This is a genomic window from Mesorhizobium sp. ORS 3428 (genome assembly GCF_001854785.1).
Taxonomy (GTDB): Bacteria; Pseudomonadota; Alphaproteobacteria; order Rhizobiales; family Rhizobiaceae; genus Mesorhizobium.
In genome coordinates, this window is record NZ_MDFL01000090.1 from 1 (window position 1) to 20,375 (window position 20,375).

Sequence of the window (20,375 nt, forward strand, 5' to 3'; positions counted from 1 at the left end):
GGTGCTACAGGTGCGACCGGTAATACCGGCGCCACCGGTGCCACGGGCTCGACCGGCGCAACCGGCTCGACTGGAGCGACGGGCTCGACCGGCGCGCCAGGCGCAACCGGATCGACTGGAGCAACCGGAGCCACGGGCGCGACGGGCTCGACTGGGGCCACTGGTGCGACAGGTGCGTCCGGCGCATCCGGTTCGACCGGTGCAACTGGTGCGACTGGGGCAACTGGAGCGACGGGCTCGACCGGCGCAACCGGAGCCACAGGTGCGACTGGCGCAACGGGTGACCCCGGCCCGACGGGAGCGACCGGCCCAGGCGGTGAAACCAGTGACCATGTCCAGGGCAATAACGGGCACGGCAATGGTGAACAGCCGGCGCCAGGCAATTCCRCCGGCCATAACAACGGCGACAACGGCATACACCAGGGACAGGGTAACTCTGCCGGTGGCCAAAACAATGGAAACGGTGGTCACAACGCCGTCGTCACGTCGAGCACGCTCGGACTGAAGGATACCAAGCACTTCCTGCAGTCCGCGTCGGCCGGCGGTAACACGGACAGCCATACCTCGTTCCGGCAGCTTRTCAGCCTCGCCGCGAGCTCGGTGACGACCGACCTCTTGAACGTACTCAACGCGGTCAAGGGCTTTGGTCAGCACCATAACAAGCCGTCCGGTGCGACCTCCGACTTGACGTCGGACAAGGGCAGGCATGGTGCCGGATACGCCCAGAACGACGACACGCTGAGGAAGGCTCTGAAGGACATTCTKAAGCCGCATGACTGAGTGTTGGTGTAACAAAGAGCGCGCGGACCCTGCGGGAAACGGGGGCCCGCGCGCTCACCTTTTCGAAGTGAGAACCGGACTCGCGCGCTCACCCTCTTGGGAGTATGGTTGGCTGCGTCAGAAGTCCCGGTTGGGGCAGCTTGCCCGGGACGTTTATGCACCCTTGCCTGCGGGTCGGGAGGGGGGTCCATGGCGAGCGTGACTGTGCAACCCGGCGTCCARCCAATACCCGTCCGCGCCGACTCGGAAGCGGCTACCGACAATGTGGCCGGCGCRAGCGAGTGGCTGCGGTTTCCTGGAAGGCCCGAAGGGTTCGACCAGATCGCCCCGCGCCTCAAGGCGATGATCCGCGTCGCCCGCTACCATGGCATCGAGCTGGRCCCGAGCGAGTTCAAGGCCGCCAGCGGAGACGCAATCCCAAACGCGGCCGACCTCTCGCAATGGGCGCAGAACGGCGGAATGTGGTCGCGCGCAGTTCGCGTCCGCTGGTCGCATCTGCTGCGCTTCGAGCACACGGGGCCGGTCGTTCTGCTGTTCAGCGACGGCGGCGCGGGCATCCTTACCGGAGCCAGCGCCGAGCGGAATGTCGTTTTCCTCAAGAGCGTTGACGCGCCCGACGATGCGGAAGCCGTCCCCATTGACGAGCTCCGGCTGTCGCAAGCGTGGTCGGGTGAGGCCGTCCTGCTGCGGCTGGCGCGGTCCTACGTCGCAGCGGACGCGCCCTTCACCTTCGGCTGGCTGGTCGATCTCGTGCGGCTCGAGAGCCGTCCGCTGCGCGATATCGGCATTGCCTCGTTCACGCTCAGCATCTTGACCATACTGCCTCCGCTTATCGTCATGACAGTGGTCAACAAGGTGCTGCAATTCAGCAGCATCTCGACCCTGGCTTTACTGACCGCAATAATCGGCGTCGTCTTTGTCTACGAGACGCTGCTCGGCCACGCGCGACGGCTGATCATCAACGTTGTCGGCGCGCGCCTGGACACCAAGCTGAACTTGCACGTCTTCAGCCGGCTCCTGCGCCTGCCGCTGGACTATTTCGAGCGTCACCCGGCCGGCGAGACGCTGTACCACCTTGCACAGGTCTATCGCATCCGCGAGTTTCTTACCGGGAAACTGCTCACCACGTTCCTGGATCTGATCACGCTGTGCGTGCTGATCCCGGTCATGTTCTACATCAACGCCACGCTCGCCTGGATGGTGATCGCCTGCGCGGTCGTAATCATGCTGATCATCTTCGCCTTCCTTGCCCCGCTGYGGCGCGGCTACCAGCGCGTGGTCGACGCCGAGACTTGGAAGTCGGCGGCACTCGGCGAAACCGTCGTCGGCATCAAGACCGTGAAGGCGCTCGGTCTCGAACCACAACGCAAGGCGCTGTGGGACGAACGGRTGGCGGACGCCGGCAAGGCGCGCCTCGACTTCGGGCAGCTCGCAAACTGGCCGCAAACGCTCGTCACGCCAATCGAGCGCGTGATGGTGCTCGGAACCATGCTGATCGGCGCTTACCTCGCGATGAATGATCGATCGGGCTACATGGTCGGCAGCCTGTTCGCCTTCATGATGATCGCGCAACGTGTCGGGCAGCCGCTGGTCGGCCTGGCGCGGCTGGTCGAGGACTATGAAGAGGTCGGCGCCGCGATCGGCGAGGYCGCATCGGTTCTCAACCGGCCGTTGGAAAGCAGCTCCAATTCCGCCGGCCTGAGGYCAAAGCTCATCGGGGAAATCAAGTTCAGCGATCTGACCTTCAGTTATCTCGGCACCAGGACGCCGGCGCTCGACCGGGTCAGCTTCGACATACCGGCAGGCACTATGTTCGGCATTGTCGGGCGGAGCGGATCGGGGAAATCGACGATCGCGCGCCTGCTGCAGGGGATCAATCGCGACTACAGCGGGTTCCTCAAGCTTGACGGCGTCGATCTCAAGGAAATCAACCTGCGTCACCTTCGGCAAGGATTGGGCGTCGTCCTTCAGGACAATTTTCTTTTCCGCGGGTCGATCAGGGACAACATCATCGCCGGCCGTCCGGGCCTGACGCTTTCCGACGCCATGCGCGCGGCGCACCTCGCCGGTGCCGCCGAATTCATCGAGCGCATGCCGAACGGCTATGACACCTACATCGAGGAAGGTTCACCCAATCTTTCGGGCGGCCAGAGGCAGCGCTTGGCAATCGCACGGGCGCTGATCCACAATCCGACCATCCTGATACTCGACGAGGCGACCAGCGCGCTCGATCCCGAGAGCGAGGCGGTGGTCAGCGCCAATCTGATGCGCATCGCCAGTGGCCGCACAATGATCATCGTTTCGCACCGCCTCGCCTCTCTCACCGAGTGCGACCAGATCCTGGTCATGGACCAGGGCAAGGTTATCGATGTCGCGCCTCACTCCGTCCTGCTGGAAAGGTGCGGCATCTACCGCCAGCTATGGTTCCAGCAGAACCGGCATCTTGAAGCCCGGCATGGCCATTTGGCGGCCGTACCGCCTCGGCTGATTTGAGATAGGCCGGCCATGAGCAGCACCACATTTTCAACCCTACCAGCCCGCCGGCGCGGCGCAGCGGTCCGCGATCCGACGGYGCCTGCCATCCTCGAATTCCAGTGGCCGTCGACGGCGGTCGCCAATGCGCCCATCCCGCGCATGGCGCGCGGCGTCGTCTGGATCATCTCCAGCCTGGTCGTCGCGCTGATAACGACTGCAGCATTGATACCGGTGGACCAGGTTGTGACAACAAGAGGCCTGGTTGTTTCGCAATCGCCCAACATCATCGTTCAGCCATTGGAGACAGCGATCGTCCGGTCGATCGAGGTGCGCGAAGGACAGCGTGTGAAGGCCGGTCAGTTGCTGGCCAGTCTCGACGCCACTTTCGCCTCGGCTGACCTCTCCGCCTTGGCYACGCAGGTCGCGACGCTCGAAGCCGAAGTGGCGCGCTTGAAGGCGGAGGCCGATGGAAAGCCTTTCAGCTATGACGGGCTGGACCCGAGTTGGACACTGCAGGCGTCCATCTTCGATCGCCGCAAGGCTGTCTATGATGCAAAACTGGAGAGTTTTGACCGGCAGTATGACGAGCTCGGTTCCGTCATCTCACGATCCCAGGCCGACGCCGAGGGTTACCGGCAGCGGCTGGCCGTCGCGGCGTCGATCGAGCAGATGCGCAAGCAACTCGAAGAAAGACAGGTTGGAAGCCGCCTCAATACGCTTCTTGYCGAGGACAATTCAGCGGAAATGTCACGCTCGCTCAGCAACGCCGAGCAGACGTCGGAAGCCRCCAAGCGCCAGCAGGCCTCGGTCGYGGCCGAACGTGACGCCTACATTCAGAGCTGGCGTGCGGAGGTCTCGCAGAGTCTGTCGGAGGCCAGCTCGCGAATGTCCGATGCCCGCGAGCTTCTCAACAAAGCGAAGCTGCGCAAGCAGTTGGTGGAGTTGAAGAGCGAAGCCGACGCCACCGTTCAGTCGGTGGCGAAAGTTTCCGTAGGCTCGGTCCTGCAGTCCGGCGAGCGGTTGATCACGCTGGTCCCTGCCGACGCGGTGCTTGAGGTTGAGACAAACATTATTGGTCGAAGCAGCGGCTTCGTCCATGTCRGCGATCCTGTGGCGATCAAATTCGATACCTTTCCCTATTCGCAATATGGCTTGGCTCACGGCACCGTTCGCACAGTAAGCCCCGACTCCTTCTCGGCCAGGGAGCAGGCGCGCGATCCGAACAGCTCGTTGGCCATGCTCCCCTCGGATGCCGACCTGTTCTATCGCACGCAGATCTCGATAGACGACGTCGCCCTCCATGGCGTGCCCGCCGGCTTCACGATCAGCCCCGGCATGCCGGTCACCGCGGACGTGAAGGTCGGCCGCCGCACGGTCCTCAAATACATTCTGGCTGCGATGCTGCCGATTGGTCAGGAAGCGATGCGGGAGCCGTAAATGGCGATGCTCGACCGGCTGACTGGACGCATCCACCCGGCGCTGGCGTTACGCCGCGCAATTCGGCTTTGCGACAGCGGCAAGTCCGCCGAAGCCTTCGCGCTGATGGCAATTGCGGCACGCGCCGGGATCGTGGAGGCGGAATTTCGCATCGGACGTTGCTATCTCGAAGGCTCGGGCGTGCCTCCTAGCCAATCGGAAGGCGCGCGCTGGCTGCGACGAGCGGCCGGCCGCGGCAGCCGCGACGCACAGGCTCTCCTCGCTGCGCTTCATGTGGCCGGACTCGCGGGACAGGAAACCGAAGCCGGTTCGGAAAGCCTGTTCGAACGGGATTCGGCGCGCGGGCCTGACTTCGCGGCAGCGCTCGAGCTTGCCCGGAAAGCCGCCGAAGCCGGGTCCGCAACCGGGCAGGCAATTCTCGGCTACATTCTCAGCAACGGTCCCAAAAACATGCGCGATCTCGATGCCGCGCATGGCTGGTACGAGAAATCCGCAGCGACAGGTTGTCCCGAGGGATGTCTGGGCTTTGCCTTATCGCTGGCCAGGCGCGGACTGGCTCAGCACAGCGCCAAGATTGCCGAGCAGGCGCGACGGGCAGCGGACGCCGGYCTGCCGACGGCGATCTATCTGCTTGCAACCCTCACCGAGCACGGAATGGGCGTGYCAGTCGATCGAGACGCCGCTGCGCAGCTTTATCAGCTTGCCGCGGAGAAGGGCCTGGCCTCGGCCCAGTTCCGGCTGGGTCTCGCCTTACTCGAGGGCACCTTGACGCGCCAGGATCCCGTTGCCGGCSAGGCGTGGATGCGCCGCGCGGCTCTGGCCGGAAATCCGGACGCCGCCCACCATCTCGGCGAACAATATGTGAAGGGACCACAACCGGACTATGCCGAAGCGGCGTCCTGGTACCGGCGGGCCGCGGAGGCGGGCCATCAGGGGGCCGCGCGTGCAGTGGCTTCGCTCTATCTCTCGGGAAATGGAGTGRCACAGGACGTCGAGGAAGGAAGGCGCTGGCTGCGCACAGCTGCAAGTGGGGGCAATCGCCAATCGCAAGTCGATCTTGCGAACCTCGTCCTCGAAGGCGCAGGCGACCGCGAAGAYGGCATCAACGTCGCAGGTTGGTTCGTAGCGAGCGCGTCGTCAGGCGACTTGATCGCGGCGTTCAACCTGGGCCTCTGTTTCGCCGAAGGAGTCGGCGTGCGCAAGGACCAGGAGCGGGCCGCGCAATGGATGAGGCGCGCGGCGGAGGGCGTGGCGCATGCGCAGTACATGTACGCGCGCATGCTTCAGGATGGGCGTGGCGTCGCCAGCGACCTTAAGCAGGCTCGCTTCTGGTTCGAACAGGCGGCTGACGCCGGGATGATCGACGCGCAGGTGGCGTTGGCCGAAATGCTGCTTAACGGACGGGGCGGAGAACCCTCGCCGGCGGCCGCGGCGCATCTTTTCAAGCAGGCCGCCGCCGCGGGCCATGCCGGTGCGATGTTCGCGATCGGCGCTCTATACGAAACCGGCGAAGGCCTGGCCCTCGATCGGAAGGCGGCGCAGGAATGGTTCGTTGCCGCCGCCGAACGCGGTCATGGGCAGGCCCAACTCATGCTTGGCCGCTACCTTTCAAAAGGTGCCGCCGGCGAGCACAATCCGGTTGCAGGGCGCATCTGGCTAGAGCGGGCAGCTGCTCAGGGTCTTGATGAAGCCGTCGATGAGCTTGCCGATTTCGAGCCCGGCTGAGCCAACGGGCGAGCGATAGTGGCGGCTGAATGCGTCGTCATTCAGACCTTCGCCGGAATACCTCTTTGCCCGACTTTGGCCGGGCGGCCGCATCACCTGGGGATCGGCCGCATGGCTGTGGCCGATAATCCGTCGAAAAAAGCGCGGTCTGGCGCGACGTATGGATTGGCAGCGCGTCCATGCGTATTCTAACGATTGGAGCAATGCACCGGAAAGCATTTCTGGTAAGGCTTGGTTCAATCCTTGCTGGCATATAGAAGTGGYGGCTCCGACGGAGCGGTAGGGGGTGCTCGAAGTCGAAGCCGCCTGCGCGGGTCAATGGGCAGTAGAGCCGCGCTGTCTCAGAATAGGACAGCGCGGTCTACAATCGGTTAACTTGGAATGGACGTGCGGGAACGCCGGCGGCACTTCACCAAAAGTCGCCGCCGAAACTACGCTATCGCCGCCGTTTCCCCCTCATCCCCACTCGATCATTTGAGTTATGGTAACGCGCTGATGTTTCGGCGCAATTCTTGCAGTCGACGCCCCAATACCGTGCACGCGATACGTCAGAAATCTGGCGATTCTTGATGATCAGCAGCGTTCGTGGCCGACGTCAGAAAAACCACAAAATACCGTCAGCGCTGCGATGTAGAGTTTAACGGCTGTGGTGGCGGGACCGCGGCCGTCCGCTCTCGGCCAGCTAGAAATTCTTCAATGCGCCAAAGAATCTCATCAGCGTTGTCGCCCACCCAGGGGAGATGATCAGCACCAGGGAGTTCGACCAAACGTGCGTTCGGTATGCTGGCCGCGAGCTGCCGCCCCCCTTCAATATCAACGCACGCGTCCGCCGTTCGGTGAATGACCAGTGTCGGAATGCGGATGCTCGGAAGGATACCGGTGATATCGATCTCGCTGTTCAGACGCACCAGCGCCATGGCGGCGGCGGGAGTCGCGCCGAGCCGCTCGCATCGTCCCCACCATTGCTCGAACGCAGCGTTTCCGACCATCGAGGGAGCGAACATGGGCAGGCTCGCGCCGCTGCCCCAGCTCGTATCGATGTATTGCAACAGTCCCCGCAAGGCCTCTTCGCTTCGGATCCAAGAGGCAAAGCGTGYATACGCACCATAGAGCACGAGCGCTTCGCAGCGGTGCGGCTGCGTGGCGGCGAAATAAGCGGCAAGCGAGCCGCCTTCGGACGGTCCGATGATGGCCGCCCGTTCGACGTCCACAGCATCCAGGACAGCACGCAAATCATCGACGCGCGCATCGAGGCCAGGAACCTTTTCGACACGGTCCGACATGCCGGTCCCGCGTTTGTCGAACATGATGACCCGCGCGAACTGTCCCATGCGGCGCAGAAACCTGGCCATGCTCGGCTCGGTCCACGCGTTCTCGATGTGGGTGATGAAACCGGGGCAGAACACGAGATGGCGAGGACCTTCTCCCCAAACCCGATAGGCGATGTGGACTTCGCCGCTTTTGGCGAAGCGGATCGGGGACACGGAGTCGGCTGAAATTGGTGCGGTCGCGCCCTCCGTGACGACCGCCGCGAATAGGTAGCCGCGGCGCGGAAGGGTCTTGACGATTCGCCGCTCTTGATCACAGAGCGCCTCGCGAATGTCCTTTATGCATTGCACGAGCGAATCGTCCGTGACGACGGTCCCGGACCACACCCTCTCCATCAATTCGTCTTTGGTGATGACGCGACCAGGGTTCGCCGCCAAATAGCGCAACACTTCAAATGACTTGGGCCTGAGAAAAATCTCCCTGCCCTCGCCCTCCAGCGAGAGGCGCGCGAAATTGAGGGTCCAGCCGGCGAAGTGAAGGTTTCTGGGCAGGTCGGCCTCCATCCGCGATGCCGGCGCGTCCGTGCGGTTCGAGGCACTTTCGTCGATATTTCGGCGAACCATCGTCGGTCTTTCGTTACACGCCGCGCCGCGATCCCTATCGTCTCCAGCATGACCTTGAGTGCCCGCGCGGTCACCCGGGGCGACCCCAGATTTCAGCAAAGGAGACTGCCATGCAGCAGCAGCAATTGCCAGAGCTGGTCGAGGTTTCGCCGCCTCAGCACGGTCCGGCCGGGGATGCCAGCGGACAGGTGATCGAACTCATCTTCGGGCGATGGCGGAGCCAAATCCTCTATGCGGGGATCAAGTTGGGCGTCTTCGACGCCCTTGCAAGCGGCCCCAAGACCGCCGCCCGCGTCGCCGGCGAGCTCGCGTTGGATGCCGGCCTGTTGTACCGGCTGATGCGGGCGCTCGGCTCCTTGGGACTGTTGAGCGAGGATGGGGCCAAAACCTTCTCACTGACCGCGAGCGGCCAGCTGCTGCGCGAGGACCACCCGCATAGCCTCCGCGCGATGACCCTGCTGGAGGAAGGCCCCGAGCACTACGCCGCCTGGAAGCACCTGAGCGCCCTGATCGCAGAAGGGAGCCAGGACGGCTTTACTCGTGAGTTYGGCGCGCCCGCCTTCGAGTATGCGGCACGAAATCCGAATTACGGCGCTGTATTCAACGCGGCGATGAGCAGCTTCTCCGGCATGGACAACATGCTGGTGCTGCAAGCTCTCGAAACTTACGACTTCACCCGCGTYTCGCATCTCTGCGACGTCGCCGGCGGCCATGGCTATGCCCTGTGCAATCTGCTGGCCAAATACCGGCACCTCAAAGGCACGGTGTTGGAGCTGCCTGGCGTGATCGCCAATCGAGAGCTGTTGTGGGCAGCGAAGATGGGCGTCGAAGATCGCTGCACCTACGTGGCCGGCGACATGTTCCAAGCGGTCCCTTCCGCCGATGCCTACATGTTGAAGCGCATTCTACATGACTGGAACGACGCGGAGTGCCTGCAGATTCTCTCCACCATGCAGCGGACGGCGCCGAAGCAGGCCAGGGTGTTGATCGTCGAGCAGGTGGTCCCCGGCCCGGACACCTCGCATTTCTCAAAACTGTTTGACATCCACATGCTGGTCTGGGGCAGCGGCCGGGAACGCACGCGGGAGGAATACGCTGCGCTGCTGGAAAGGTCCGGCTGGAAATATCGCCAGACCTGGTACCCGCCCTCAAAGATGCTGGGCATCGTCGAGGGCGTGAAGGAATAACGGCGCCGTCCCGGCACCGCGGCGCCCCTCGGGGGAGGCCTAGTGGACCAGAAGGCATTGGCTGCCTCCTTCGAGCCATGGCCGCATGGGCGTGTGTTCGTCTCTGGGCTCGATTATTTTGGTGGAGCCTCGTGAGACATGCGCCTCGTTCGACGGCTGTCGAAAATTCGCCTTGTCGTTGCCCAGCGGCGACCGGCGATTGACCTGGCTTCCTTACGCGCGCTGGAAATCAATTCGACGGCTTGGCAATTAAACTCGCCCAGTCGGTTATGAAGCGCTCGCGCAGGATCTGGTCCTGCGCGGCAAGCAGGGCGGGACCGATGCGGATTGGCCGCCCCACCCCCGATTCCATCAGCGCCTCCGGTCCGTCGACGCCGTCCGGCAAGGGCGCCTTCTCTGAAAAGAAGAAGGCCTGCTCGCGTGCGACACGCTGGCCCCGCTCGGAAAGAAGATAGTCCAGAAATCGGGCTGCAAGCTCGCGATTGGCGGTGGTCGTCGGGATCATCACGCCCCTCGACAGGATAAGGGCGTAGTCGCGCGGCACCACGATCCGGAGTTTGGGGTTCTTGAGATAGGCGGCATAGGCGTAGGAGCCGAGGATGTTGTAGGCGATCCGAATATTGCCGGCGGCGAGCTCGCCCAGAACCTCGGCGTTGCAGCACCGTTTGACCGCCTGCGCGCGACTGAAACTCTCGAGCAGCCKGCCGTAGATCGTCGGTGCCTGCCGCGCATCATTGAAGGCAAGCAGATAGCCGACACCGGAGGCCGCAATATCGTAGGTTCCAATACGACCGCGATAGACTTCCGGCTCGCGCCGCAAAAGATCAGCCAGTTCGTCGTGCGTATGGGGAACGTCTTGAAGTGGCACCTTCGTGGAATCGTAGACGAAGACAGCCGGTTCGAACGTGAAGCCGTAAACCTCCTCGCGCCAGTTCGCCCACACGGGCGCCGACGTTCGGTCGGTCGAGATGTGCCGCAGGGCGCAACCGTCATTGGCAAGTTTCACAAGCTGGTCCACCGACGACGAAAGCAGGATGTCGCCGGGGCCGCTGCCCTTGCTGCAAGCCAGCTCCGCCTCACGAAACAGATCGTTGGTGACATAGTCTGAAAACTCCACCGATACRCCCGGTGCCGTCTTCTGGAAGTCGAGAACAAGCGGCGTCATCGCGGCGAGATCGGTCGCGGCATGGATCGTCAGCACTGCCGACTGTGCCTGTTTCGATTTGAAGAAAACCGTTTCGCCCTCTATGGCACCGGCGCAGCCGGCATACAGGGACAGAGCAAGGCCGAACAGGACCGCTAGCGCGGTTTTCTTCATGATTTCTCCCCGACATAAAGCGGCAGCTCGAGCACCACCGTAAAGCCGTGCGTGTCGTTTTTCTCCCGGAAACGGAGCGCGCCGCCGAGAGCAGCGGCGACCTCGGATGCTATGGCAAAACCAAGTCCCACACCGCCTTCGCCGCTTTTGGAAGAGACGAACCGTTTGCTCAGATGGTCCAGATCCGCGGCCGACAAGCCCGGCCCGTCGTCCTCGACGTCAACCGCCGCCATGCCGTCGCGGGCGGCCACGCGCACCTCGAGCCGCGAGATGGCGCCATGGCGCAAGGCATTGTCGATAACATTGACGATCGCCTCGCGAAGGCTGAGCGCATCGCCAAGAACGGTCACCTTCTCGTCCGGGGCCTCGAAAGAGACGACGATGTCGGGATCAATGGTAATCGGAACCGCGGCGCGAAAGGCCTTGCGCGCCGCTTCAGTCAGATCGACCGGCACCAACTGCACGGAATCGAACCGATGAATGACCATGGTGTGACTGAGAAGCTGATTAATGAAGCGCGACAGCTCGGCCGCGCGGTCGCGCACCCGCGTCAGGTGCCGGCGGTCGCCCTCGGCCAGGCGCCCGTCGTTGATCAGGCTTACCTGCGCCGACAATGCGGTAAGCGGTGTGCGAAGCTGGTGAGCACTGTCGGCAACAAACCGCTGCAGCAATCTCATGCGGTCGTCGAGCCGGCTCATGAAATGATTAATCGAAGCGACGAACGGTGACAGCTCGCGCGGGACGGCGACGGCAAGCGGCGTCAGGTCCTGCGGATCGCGCCCGGCCAGGGCCGCCCCGAGATCGGCAACAGGACGAAGCGAATAGCGAACGGCTAGGGCGGAACCCGCCAGCGCCAGGACGCTCATGACCGCAACCAGGACGCTTGCACGCAGCGTCAGATCGGCGGCCAGACCTGCCCGGGCTTCCGTCGTCTGGGCTATGATGACATGGGCCCATCCTGACACTGCCGAATCCGACAGCGCACGCCCAGTCACCGCCACCCGCACCGGCACGCCGCGATAGACGGCCGAATGGAACACCGGATTGGAGCGCACCTTGCCAAGGTCGACTCCCGGCGGGAGATCGCCATAGCCGGTAAGCGTCTCCCCCGACGGAGCCATGATACGGTAAAAAATGCGGTCTCGTCCGGCCAGGCCGAGCAATTCGAAGGCTGAAGGCGGTAGATCGAAGGTGAGCTTTCCCTGTTCGACCGTCAGGCTTTCGGTCATCTGGAATGCCGCCCCCTGCAGCAGGCGGTCATAGGCATCGTCGGCGGCCTCGCGCGCATAGTACCAGGCGGCGCTGACCAGAATGGCGGCACCCGAGGCCAGCACGAGCGCGACCCGCAGAACCAGCCGCGAGAAGAGAGAGCGTTCATTGCTCCGCATCGGATACGAGCTTGTAACCAATGTGCCGCACGGTGACGATGTGGGCCCTGGCACCCTCCAGCTTCTTGCGCAGGCGGCCGATATAGAGTTCGATGGCATTGGCGCTGGYGGCCTCGTCGAAACCGAACAACTGGTCCAGCAGCTCATCTTTGCCGAATATCCGGCCGGGTTTGGTCGCCAGAATCTCGAGAAGGCTGATCTCCCGCCGCTTCAGCTGCACTTCGCGTTTGCCGACCCGCACGCTTCGATTGGCACGGTCGAGCACGATGTCGCCGCAGACCACCAGATTCGTTGCCTCGCCTCCGCTTCGGCGGCGCATCAGCACCCTCGCCCGCGCTTCGAGCTCGCGAAAATCGAAAGGTTTGACCAGGTAGTCGTCGGCGCCAAGATCCAGCGCGCTGACGCGGTCGTCGACCTCCGAGCGCGCCGTCAGCATCAGCACCGGCACGGTGTTGCTGCCTTGCCTGAGGCGGCGCAGGATCTCAAAGCCGTCGAGCCCCGGCAGCATGACGTCCAGGATGACGAGATCGAACTCGGTGAAGTCGAGGATCTCGGATGCGGCATTGCCTTGCGTCTCCCAGTCGACGGTGTGCCCGACCGCCTCAAACTTGCGGACGATCGCCTCGCCGACATCGTGGGTATCTTCCACCAGCAGGATACGCATGAGCAACGTTTGCACCGAACCCGGCAACGATCAAGCGCCAAGGCGCGATCGGCGACGTGACAGCATGGTGACAGTTTTGAGGTGTATGAGGCCCTTCGCCTGTCCATCGCATCAGGCGCGGTCGGACATGCGCGGGGGGAGGAGAACCCCGAAACCGACGACGTGTTCCGGAAGGGCGAATGCAGTCGCATCGCCCGAGGGGTTCGCGTTACCCGCCTCCGGCGGGCGGTTTTCCGTTCCCGGCATACCAGGTCCTCAGGGAGAAAAATCATGATCCGATTTCTGACCAAAATGGTTGCGGGCGCAGCCCTTGCGATGACCGCTTGCGGCATCGCCCTGGCCGAGCCGGCAAAGCCGGAATGCCTTGCCGGCGCCAAGCCTGGCGGTGGCTTCGACCTCACGTGCCGCCTCGCCGCCAACACGTTGCTCACCACCAAGCAGATTTCACAGCCGATGGCCGTGACCTACATGGAAGGTGGGGTCGGCGCAGTCGCCTACAACCACGTCGTCGGCAAGCGCGCCAAGGACGGCAATCTCATCACCGCCGCCTCATCAGGGTCCGCGCTGCTGATCGCCCAGGGCAAGTTCGGCCAGTACGACGAGAACGCCGTCCGCTGGCTCGGCGCTCTYGGCGCGGATTACGGGGTTCTCGTCGTCAACGCCGGCTCGCCGTACAAGACGCTCAAGGATCTGGTGGACGCCTACAAGGCGGACCCGTCATCCTTCGCTATCGGCGGCGGCGGCGCCGTCGGTTCCCAGGACTGGATGAAGGCCTCGCTTCTCGCAAAGGCCGCCGGCCAGGAGCCCAAGAAAATGCACTACGCGGCGCTCGAAGGCGGTGGGGCCGTGTTGACCGCGCTCGAAGGCGGACATGTCCAGGTCGGATCGGGTGATGCCGCCGAAATGGTGAAGCACCATGTGGCCGGCAAGATCCGTATCCTCGCCGTCATGGCTCCGCAGCGGCTACCGGGAGAACTGGCCGAGGTTCCGACCGCCCGCGAGCAGGGTTTCGATATCGATTGGCCGATCTGGCGCGGCTACTACGTCGGCAAGGATGTCTCCGACGCCGATTACGACTGGTGGGCGAAAGCCTTCGAAACGGCAAGCAAGACCCCCGAATTCGCCAAGGAACGCGAGGAACGCGGGCTCTTCGAATTCACCATGATCGGCAAGCCGTTCGAGGATCGCGTCAAGGCCGATGTGGTGCGCTTCAAGCAGCTCGCCAAGGAAGCTGGCATGTAATTCGAAACGAGAACGCCACCGGTGGACGGGCTTTCCTGGAAATTGGAGGAAAGCCCGTCATTGCCCCCGACGATCCGAGCGGGCGGCTTCGGAAGCATTGGATGGAGGTATGTTATGTCTGACGGTGCCAAGGCTGCTCTTATCACCGGCCGCGTCTCTGCGTTTTGCTTGTTCGGCCTCGCCGTCGCCTACGGCCTCGGCAGCGCCAGTATCGAATATGCTTTCGCGTCCGACCCGCTTGGACCTCGCGTGGTACCGGAGGCGCTGGCGGTCGTTCTGGGACTTCTTTGCTTGCTCTATGCAAGGTCGCCCGGCACCGCCGAGGTCTTTCCGTCCGGGCCGCTCTTGTGGCGCGTGCTCGCCATCCCGCTGCTGCTGGTAGCCTGCGTTGCTATCTTCGAGACGGTCGGCTTCGCGGCTTCGATCTTTTTGCTTACCCTCGGCACGGGACTAATCTTTGGAGCCTCGCTCCGCAACGCCGCCATCGGCGCGGCAGGCCATGCGGCGCTGTGGTGGTTCATATTTTCCTATCTGCTGCAGGTCTATCTGCCCGCAGGCACCGTGGTCGGCTGATCGCGAACTGGCCCTCGGATCGAGAAAGGCAGTACCATGAACCTCGATTATCTCTGGCACGGGTTCACCGTCGCACTGGCGGGTCAAAACCTTCTGGTCGGCTTGATTGGTTGCTTCATCGGCACCTTGGTCGGCGCGCTTCCCGCCATCGGGCCCATCAACGGCATCGCCCTTTTGCTACCGATCGCCTACACGATGGGGCTTCCGGCCGAGAGCACGATGATCCTCCTGTCGGCCATCTATTGCGGCGCCGAATATGGCGGGCGCATTTCGTCGATCTTGCTCAATGTGCCCGGCGATGCCGGCGCCGTGATGACCGCGCTCGACGGCTATCCAATGGCCCGGCAGGGTCGGGCCGGCGAGGCCTTGACGCTGTCCGGCCTGTCGTCCTTCGTCGGCGGCATGCTGGGCTCGATCGGACTGGCCCTGTTTGCGCCGATCCTTGCCGGTCTGGCGATCGGTTTCGGTCCGGCTGAATATTTCGTGCTGATGGTCTTTGCCTTTGCCACGCTCGGGTCGATGGTCGGCAGTCAGCCGGTCAAGACCCTGATCGGCTGCACGCTCGGCCTGATGCTTGCCACCGTTGGGCTCGACGCTACGTCGGGCGCCTACCGCTTCACGTTCAATCAGCCGGAGTTGGGGGACGGGATCGAGTTCGTCGTGCTGGTGATCGGCCTTTTCTCCATCTCCGAGGCCCTCAATATCCTCGAGCATCAAGGCCGCGGCTTCACCGTGATCCGCGAACTCGGGCGCATGACAGCGCGGACGGCGGACATCGTCAAGTGCACAGGCACCATGCTGCGAAGCTCGGTTATCGGCTTCGTCGTTGGGGTGCTGCCGGGCACGGGCGCGTCGGTTTCAAGCGCAATCGCCTACACCACCGAAAAGCGGCTCTCCGACACCGAGGGCACCTTCGGCAAGGGCGATGTGCGCGGACTGGCTGCGCCGGAGGCGGCCAACAACGCAACCGCCTGCGGCGCCTTCGTGCCCATGCTGACCTTGGGGGTGCCAGGATCCGGCACGACCGCCGTCATGCTTGGCGCCTTGATGCTCTACAACATCCAGCCGGGTCCGATGCTGCTCACCGAACGGCCGGAGATCGTCGGCGGTCTGGTCGCGTCGCTGTTCATAGGCAATTTTCTCCTGTTGCTGCTCAACCTCCCGCTAGTCAATATCTTCGCCCGCATCCTGACCGTCCCGAATTGGCTTCTGGTCCCCGGCATTCTCGTCCTCTCCATCGTCGGCGTCTATTCGACCCACGCCTCGGTCTTCTCGATCTTCATGATGCTGGGCATCGGCATGATCGGCTGGTTGTTGCGTAAGGCAGGCTTCGATATGGCTCCGATCATCCTCGGCTTYGTGCTTGGYCACGTCAYGGAAATCAACCTGCGCAACGCACTCGCGATCAGYGGCGGCCAGTTGTCGATCCTGTTCTCCAGCACCATTTGTATCGTCTTGTGGGTGATGGCGCTGGCCGTCGCGCTGGTGCCTATGATGTTGTCATGGCGAAAGCCCGGCAAGACAAACCCGGCAGTCCTTACGGCAGATTCCCTTCAAGGTTCCACGGCAGACGGTGGTGATCATCGTCCGACATGACGCCGAGCGCCGAGGCGATCCCCGATTGAAGCATTGCCACGGCGTCTGGATGGCTCGATTTTCGATCTCCCCCAAGATCCAGCTTCGTCTACGACGACGCCTAAAGCATGTCTCCCGAAAGGCGGAACCGGTTTCGGGACAGAGACATGCGTAAAAATCAAAACCCTAAAACGCAGCGAGCGAATCTGAAAGATCGCGACGCGCTTTAATGGCGCTTCGTCCCGGCTCCGGCAACCATCGCGGCATGGAATTGTTCAACGGCCGGCTGCGCGATGGGCGGCTCAACGAGTTGYTCATCACCAGCTGTTAGAAGCACGACACGGCTCCCTCCGGCCGAATTCGCAGACCGGTCGGCAAAGGCCCGCGACATGAACAGGGCTAACTCATTGGCGTGGACACGACTGGAGCAAGTGACCAGCAGACCGCGACTTCACATGATTGCGACTGGCTTGGAATATTTTCCGATCGGGCTCGGTATATGGAGCATCGAGGYGAACTTCGTACGCACTCCTCATTTTGGAGAATTTCTGGGTGGCCAAGCAGAACGTCGCGACTGCTGACATGCAGAAGATAGGTGCGAGCGTTCCAAGAYTGCGCCATCGGTTTTTTGCTCGCGACCGGAAGCTCTGCCGTCAGAATGGCACCCCTTCCCTGTCCCGAAAGTGTTGGGTCATACCCGGCAGAAGGATTCATCCATTCTCGAAGGATCGGTTTGCTTGCCGGCCGCTGTCGACCGGGCGGAGGAAATCAACCTGGAGTATCTGAAAGGGAGGAGACGATGGAAAACAATCAAACTCTGTCACAACGCTTCGATGAGTACCAACCTTCCAAGACACTTTGGTTTTGGTCAGTAGTGGGCGCGGTTGTGGCAACGATGATAGTCGGCTTCACGGCCGGCGGTTGGACCTCGGCAGGAACAGCGTCGGAAATGGCGAAGACCTCCGCGAATCAAGGCGATGGCTGAGCTGGTCGCCAATCTCTGTGTCGAAAAGTTCATCACAGCATCCAACGCGAAGGAAAACCTGGCCAAGCTGAAGGGAACATCTTCCTACCAGAGAGATAGCTTCATCAGCGATGGCGGATGGGTGAAACTGGCCGGCATCAAGAAGGATGTGCCAGGCGCCGCGGACTTGTGTGCGGACAAATTGGCGGCGATGGACACGATCCCGGCGAACAGCGTCGCTCAGGACAATACCAAGAGTTGATTGCCGATCCTTGATTTTCGCCCGGCAGCGCGAGTGTTCCGACTTGTGGGGCGTTTATCCCGGCGAAGTGCTCTAGCTAACGTGGTGATCCAGTATGATCGACCGAACGGTGTTGATTTCCGGCAGCGGAATTGCAGGGCCTGCACTCGCCTTTTGGCTCGGAGCTGCAGGGTTCCGGCCGACTCTGATCGAGCAGGCGCCCCAATTGCGCACTGGGGGCTATGTCATTGATTTTTGGGGTCTTGGCTATTGGGTCGCCAAACGGATGGGCCTCGAGGCAGACATCAATCGGGTGGGATATCATGTGCGCGAGATGCGCATCGTGAACGATAGCGGAAAGCGCGTCGCAGGCTTTGGCACAGACGTCTTCGACGAGTTGACAAACGGCCGCTATGTCACGCTCGCACGCAGCGATCTCTCGCGGCTGCTGTTCGCAAAGATCGAAGACACAAGTGAGATCATTTTCGGTAATGAGATCGTCGGACTCGAAGAAAATTCTGACGGCGTGCGCGTTCGATTGAAACATCGAGGCGAGCGCAAGTTTGATCTGGTGATCGGCGCGGATGGCTTGCATTCGGGCGTTCGGCGACTGGCATTCGGGCCCAGGCACCAGTTCGAGAAAAACTCGGCTACGCGGTCGCGGCATTTGAGGTCGAGGGCTACCGGCCGCGCGACGAGGACGTGTATTTGATGTACGGGCGGCCGGGCCGGATGGTCGGCCGTTTCACGCTGCATCGCAACCGCACGCTCTTCCTGCTCGTCTTCGCCGTCGATAGCGGTCCCTTGCCAACGGCGTTGGACATGCAACGGGAGATGCTTCGAGAGAAATACGAAGATGGCGGGTGGGAATGCCCTCGCATCCTGGAGGAGTTGGGCCGTACCGACGAACTCTATTTCGACAGCGTCAGCCAGATCAGGATGAACAGCTGGTCGAAGGGTCGCGTGGCCCTTACCGGCGATGCCGCATTTTGCGTTTCCCTGCTGGCGGGGCAAGGTTCAGCCTTGGCGATGATTTCGGCCTATGTGCTGGCAGGCGAACTCTTGAAAGCCAATGGACGGCATCAAGAGGCTTTCATCAAATATGAGGCGTTCTTGCGGAACTACATCCAAGCAAAACAGCGAGGAGCGGAGCGATTTGCCACTGCCTTGGCACCCAGGACCCAGCTGGGACTTCTAATCCGTAACCTAGTGACAAAGGCATTCGCGGTACCCGGCCTGGCGCGTCTGGTGATCGGGAAGGAAATTACCGACGCGGTGCGACTGCCCGACTATCACTGGCAGCTCCCAATCAATTGAAAGTGTTGGGCAGGAACGTCAGTCTTCCGATTGTAAACGAGACCCGGCTCGACGATCGATTCACCCCGGTAAAGACGTCGGCGTGCGGGTCTCGATCGATGATTTCGGGCGGGCCATTCCAGCCTCAGCGCGTTGAAACCTTCCTGGTGGCTAGGCTTGAAGATTGACAAATCCTTTATCGACGACCTCGTCACCGACAAGAACGACCAAGCCGTTGCCAGCGCCATGATCTCACTTGGGCAGAARCTCAATCTAACGGTGATCGCCGAGGGCGTTGAAACGGATGACCAAGTGGCGTTCCTACGCAAGAACAACTGCGACGAGTTGCAGGGCTATCACTTCAGCAAGCCCGTTTCCGCTCAAAGCATAGCAGAACTGGTCGGCAAGGAGCGAGGTAGGGGCAACGGCAAGGCCGGGCACGCCAGGGCTAAGGGATCATGGAAATGCTCCAACCGTTGTTGCAACGGTGTRCTGCCTAAGCCCGCAACATTGACGGATAAACGTGCCCAGTCCACCTTCGCGGCAATCCGATTCAATCTGTCAGATCAGGCTCACCGAACGCGAGATCATGCAGGACCGCGCAACCAGCAAGGACACATCTCCAGAGAGAGCCCACGATGCGCACGTGGACCTGATCGCGGTCGTTGTGGCGATGACCGATAAGGCGCCGAGCGTGCTTACTATCGGCCGAGCGGACGCTCTGCCCTCGGGGCCGTTCGAGCTCGGCCATCGCTCCTTGCAGTCGGGCCTGYGGACATGGGTGGAACACCAGACCGGTCACCAGCTCGGCTATATCGAGCAGCTATACACCTTTGCCGACCGCGACCGGATCGGCGAGCGTCGTGAACAGCGGGTGATCTCGATCAGCTATCTTGCCCTGACGCGCGCCGAGCATGCCGCTGTCTCGGGTAAGCGTGCCTGGCGAAGCTGGTACGACTATTTCCCCTGGGAAGACCACCGTTCCGGCACCCCGCCGATGGTATCGGACATCCTGCAATCGCGCCTGCTGGCCTGGGTGGACGAGGCTGCTCACGATTCGTTGAGGCGCGAGCGCAGACAGCGGGCAGCGATTGCCTTCGGTTTTGATGGCCGCGACTGGAACGAGGAACTCGTCCTGCAGCGTTACGAACTCCTCTACGAGGCAGGTCTGATCGAGGAGGYAGTGCGCGGGTCAGAGCGGAGCGCAGCTTTGCCGATACCAGGGAACTCGATGATAGCGGACCATCGCCGGATCCTGGCGACCGGAATTGCGCGGTTGCGCTCCAAGATCAAATATCGCCCTGTCGTGTTCGAGCTAATGCCGCCCGTCTTCACCCTCCTCCAGTTGCAGCGGACCGTTGAAGCCCTTTCCGGAAGGCTTCTCCACAAGCAGAATTTCCGGCGTCTCATCGAGCAGCAGGACCTGGTCGAAGAAACGGGAGAGACGACCGCCGACACGGTCGGGCGACCAGCGAAGCTCTTCCGTTTCCGCCATGCCGTTCTCGACGAGCGGGTTGTTGCAGGGGCGAAATTGCCGCTGACGCGGGGTTGACATTACTTATGCTCACAGTAAGCATATATCCAAATTATACTCATACTGAGCATAATTGGAGCACCG

At 62.3% G+C, this 20,375-nt stretch carries 17 protein-coding genes and 1 pseudogene; 14 read left to right on the forward strand and 4 right to left on the reverse strand.

Translation table 11 applies throughout. The features are described 5' to 3' along the window. From ORS3428_RS33630 to ORS3428_RS08540, 4 genes and pseudogenes are all read left to right on the forward strand, one after another. Positions 1-780 (forward strand): annotated as a pseudogene (locus ORS3428_RS33630) (hypothetical protein); the annotation flags it as partial. A gap of 189 nt (positions 781-969) precedes the next feature. Continuing rightward, positions 970-3,273: a peptidase domain-containing ABC transporter gene (locus ORS3428_RS08530; RefSeq protein WP_083355061.1), complete on the forward strand. Its 2,304-nt coding sequence runs from the start codon at positions 970-972 to the stop codon at positions 3,271-3,273. A 141-nt stretch (positions 3,274-3,414) separates the two neighbouring features. Beyond that, positions 3,415-4,692, forward strand: coding sequence for an HlyD family type I secretion periplasmic adaptor subunit (locus tag ORS3428_RS08535; protein ID WP_244507894.1), 1,278 nt, complete (start codon positions 3,415-3,417; stop codon positions 4,690-4,692). After that, complete coding sequence (locus ORS3428_RS08540; RefSeq protein ID WP_071096426.1) at positions 4,693-6,417, forward strand: tetratricopeptide repeat protein; 1,725 nt, start codon at positions 4,693-4,695, stop codon at positions 6,415-6,417. Positions 6,418-7,034: 617 nt separating this feature from the next. Here ORS3428_RS08540 and ORS3428_RS08545 read toward each other — a convergent pair. After that, positions 7,035-8,309, reverse strand: coding sequence for an alpha/beta fold hydrolase (locus ORS3428_RS08545; protein ID WP_083355062.1), 1,275 nt, complete (start codon positions 8,307-8,309; stop codon positions 7,035-7,037). 110 nt (positions 8,310-8,419) lie between these two features. Between ORS3428_RS08545 and ORS3428_RS08550 the strand changes: the two genes are divergently transcribed. Further along, entirely contained in the window at positions 8,420-9,496 is a 1,077-nt protein-coding gene (locus ORS3428_RS08550; RefSeq protein ID WP_083355063.1) for a methyltransferase, read from the forward strand. Between the two features lie 229 nt (positions 9,497-9,725). Here ORS3428_RS08550 and ORS3428_RS08555 read toward each other — a convergent pair whose 3' ends face one another. From ORS3428_RS08555 to ORS3428_RS08565, 3 genes are read right to left on the reverse strand one after another with little or no spacing between them, the layout of a single operon-like run. Beyond that, on the reverse strand, positions 9,726-10,814 hold the full coding sequence (locus ORS3428_RS08555) for an ABC transporter substrate-binding protein (RefSeq protein WP_071096431.1): 1,089 nt from the start codon (positions 10,812-10,814) through the stop codon (positions 9,726-9,728). Continuing rightward, complete coding sequence (locus ORS3428_RS08560; RefSeq protein WP_071096433.1) at positions 10,811-12,202, reverse strand: sensor histidine kinase; 1,392 nt, start codon at positions 12,200-12,202, stop codon at positions 10,811-10,813. The genes ORS3428_RS08555 and ORS3428_RS08560 overlap by 4 nt, the downstream gene beginning before the upstream one ends. Continuing rightward, the gene (locus ORS3428_RS08565; RefSeq protein ID WP_071096435.1) at positions 12,189-12,866 is read right to left on the reverse strand and encodes a response regulator transcription factor; all 678 of its coding nucleotides are present in this window, start codon (positions 12,864-12,866) and stop codon (positions 12,189-12,191) included. The genes ORS3428_RS08560 and ORS3428_RS08565 overlap by 14 nt, the downstream gene beginning before the upstream one ends. 270 nt (positions 12,867-13,136) lie before the next feature. On the opposite strand from ORS3428_RS08565, the gene ORS3428_RS08570 reads away from it, so the two are divergent. The 9 genes from ORS3428_RS08570 to ORS3428_RS08595 all read left to right on the forward strand — a co-directional run bounded on the left by ORS3428_RS08570 (position 13,137) and on the right by ORS3428_RS08595 (position 20,309). Further along, positions 13,137-14,108: a Bug family tripartite tricarboxylate transporter substrate binding protein gene (locus ORS3428_RS08570; protein ID WP_071096438.1), complete on the forward strand. Its 972-nt coding sequence runs from the start codon at positions 13,137-13,139 to the stop codon at positions 14,106-14,108. A gap of 114 nt (positions 14,109-14,222) precedes the next feature. Continuing rightward, positions 14,223-14,681 carry a tripartite tricarboxylate transporter TctB family protein gene (locus tag ORS3428_RS08575; RefSeq protein WP_071096440.1) on the forward strand — a complete coding sequence of 153 codons (459 nt, stop codon included), beginning with the start codon at positions 14,223-14,225 and terminating at the stop codon, positions 14,679-14,681. Between the two features lie 36 nt (positions 14,682-14,717). After that, entirely contained in the window at positions 14,718-16,277 is a 1,560-nt protein-coding gene (locus ORS3428_RS08580; RefSeq protein WP_071096442.1) for a tripartite tricarboxylate transporter permease, read from the forward strand. Between the two features lie 778 nt (positions 16,278-17,055). Next, positions 17,056-17,241 (forward strand): hypothetical protein, encoded by a 186-nt coding sequence (locus tag ORS3428_RS34305; protein WP_338011916.1) that lies wholly within the window; start codon positions 17,056-17,058, stop codon positions 17,239-17,241. Next, on the forward strand, positions 17,234-17,482 hold the full coding sequence (locus tag ORS3428_RS34310) for a hypothetical protein (RefSeq protein ID WP_338011917.1): 249 nt from the start codon (positions 17,234-17,236) through the stop codon (positions 17,480-17,482). The genes ORS3428_RS34305 and ORS3428_RS34310 overlap by 8 nt, the downstream gene beginning before the upstream one ends. Before the next feature lie 94 nt (positions 17,483-17,576). Continuing rightward, positions 17,577-18,173: an FAD-dependent monooxygenase gene (locus tag ORS3428_RS33900; protein ID WP_244507895.1), complete on the forward strand. Its 597-nt coding sequence runs from the start codon at positions 17,577-17,579 to the stop codon at positions 18,171-18,173. Then, a complete protein-coding gene (locus ORS3428_RS33905; protein ID WP_244507896.1) occupies positions 18,173-18,778 on the forward strand; it encodes an FAD-dependent monooxygenase in 606 nt (201 codons plus the stop codon). The genes ORS3428_RS33900 and ORS3428_RS33905 overlap by 1 nt, the downstream gene beginning before the upstream one ends. Positions 18,779-18,934: 156 nt before the next feature. Next, the gene (locus tag ORS3428_RS31375; protein ID WP_244507897.1) at positions 18,935-19,441 is read left to right on the forward strand and encodes an EAL domain-containing protein; all 507 of its coding nucleotides are present in this window, start codon (positions 18,935-18,937) and stop codon (positions 19,439-19,441) included. Next, the gene (locus tag ORS3428_RS08595) at positions 19,347-20,309 is read left to right on the forward strand and encodes an NUDIX hydrolase (RefSeq protein WP_071096445.1); all 963 of its coding nucleotides are present in this window, start codon (positions 19,347-19,349) and stop codon (positions 20,307-20,309) included. Before ORS3428_RS31375 ends, ORS3428_RS08595 begins: the two co-directional genes overlap by 95 nt. The last annotated feature ends 66 nt before the right edge of the window (positions 20,310-20,375 follow it).

Excerpts from the sequence above, each read along its gene's own strand:
- ORS3428_RS08560 (WP_071096433.1), bottom strand. The coding sequence starts at position 12,202 with ATGCGGAGCAATGAACGCTCTCTCTTCTCGCGGCTGGTTCTGCGGGTC.
- ORS3428_RS08575 (WP_071096440.1), top strand. The coding sequence starts at position 14,223 with ATGTCTGACGGTGCCAAGGCTGCTCTTATCACCGGCCGCGTCTCTGCG.
- ORS3428_RS34305 (WP_338011916.1), top strand. The coding sequence starts at position 17,056 with ATGGAAAACAATCAAACTCTGTCACAACGCTTCGATGAGTACCAACCT.
- ORS3428_RS34310 (WP_338011917.1), top strand. The coding sequence starts at position 17,234 with ATGGCTGAGCTGGTCGCCAATCTCTGTGTCGAAAAGTTCATCACAGCA.
- ORS3428_RS33900 (WP_244507895.1), top strand. The coding sequence starts at position 17,577 with ATGATCGACCGAACGGTGTTGATTTCCGGCAGCGGAATTGCAGGGCCT.
- ORS3428_RS33905 (WP_244507896.1), top strand. The coding sequence starts at position 18,173 with ATGTACGGGCGGCCGGGCCGGATGGTCGGCCGTTTCACGCTGCATCGC.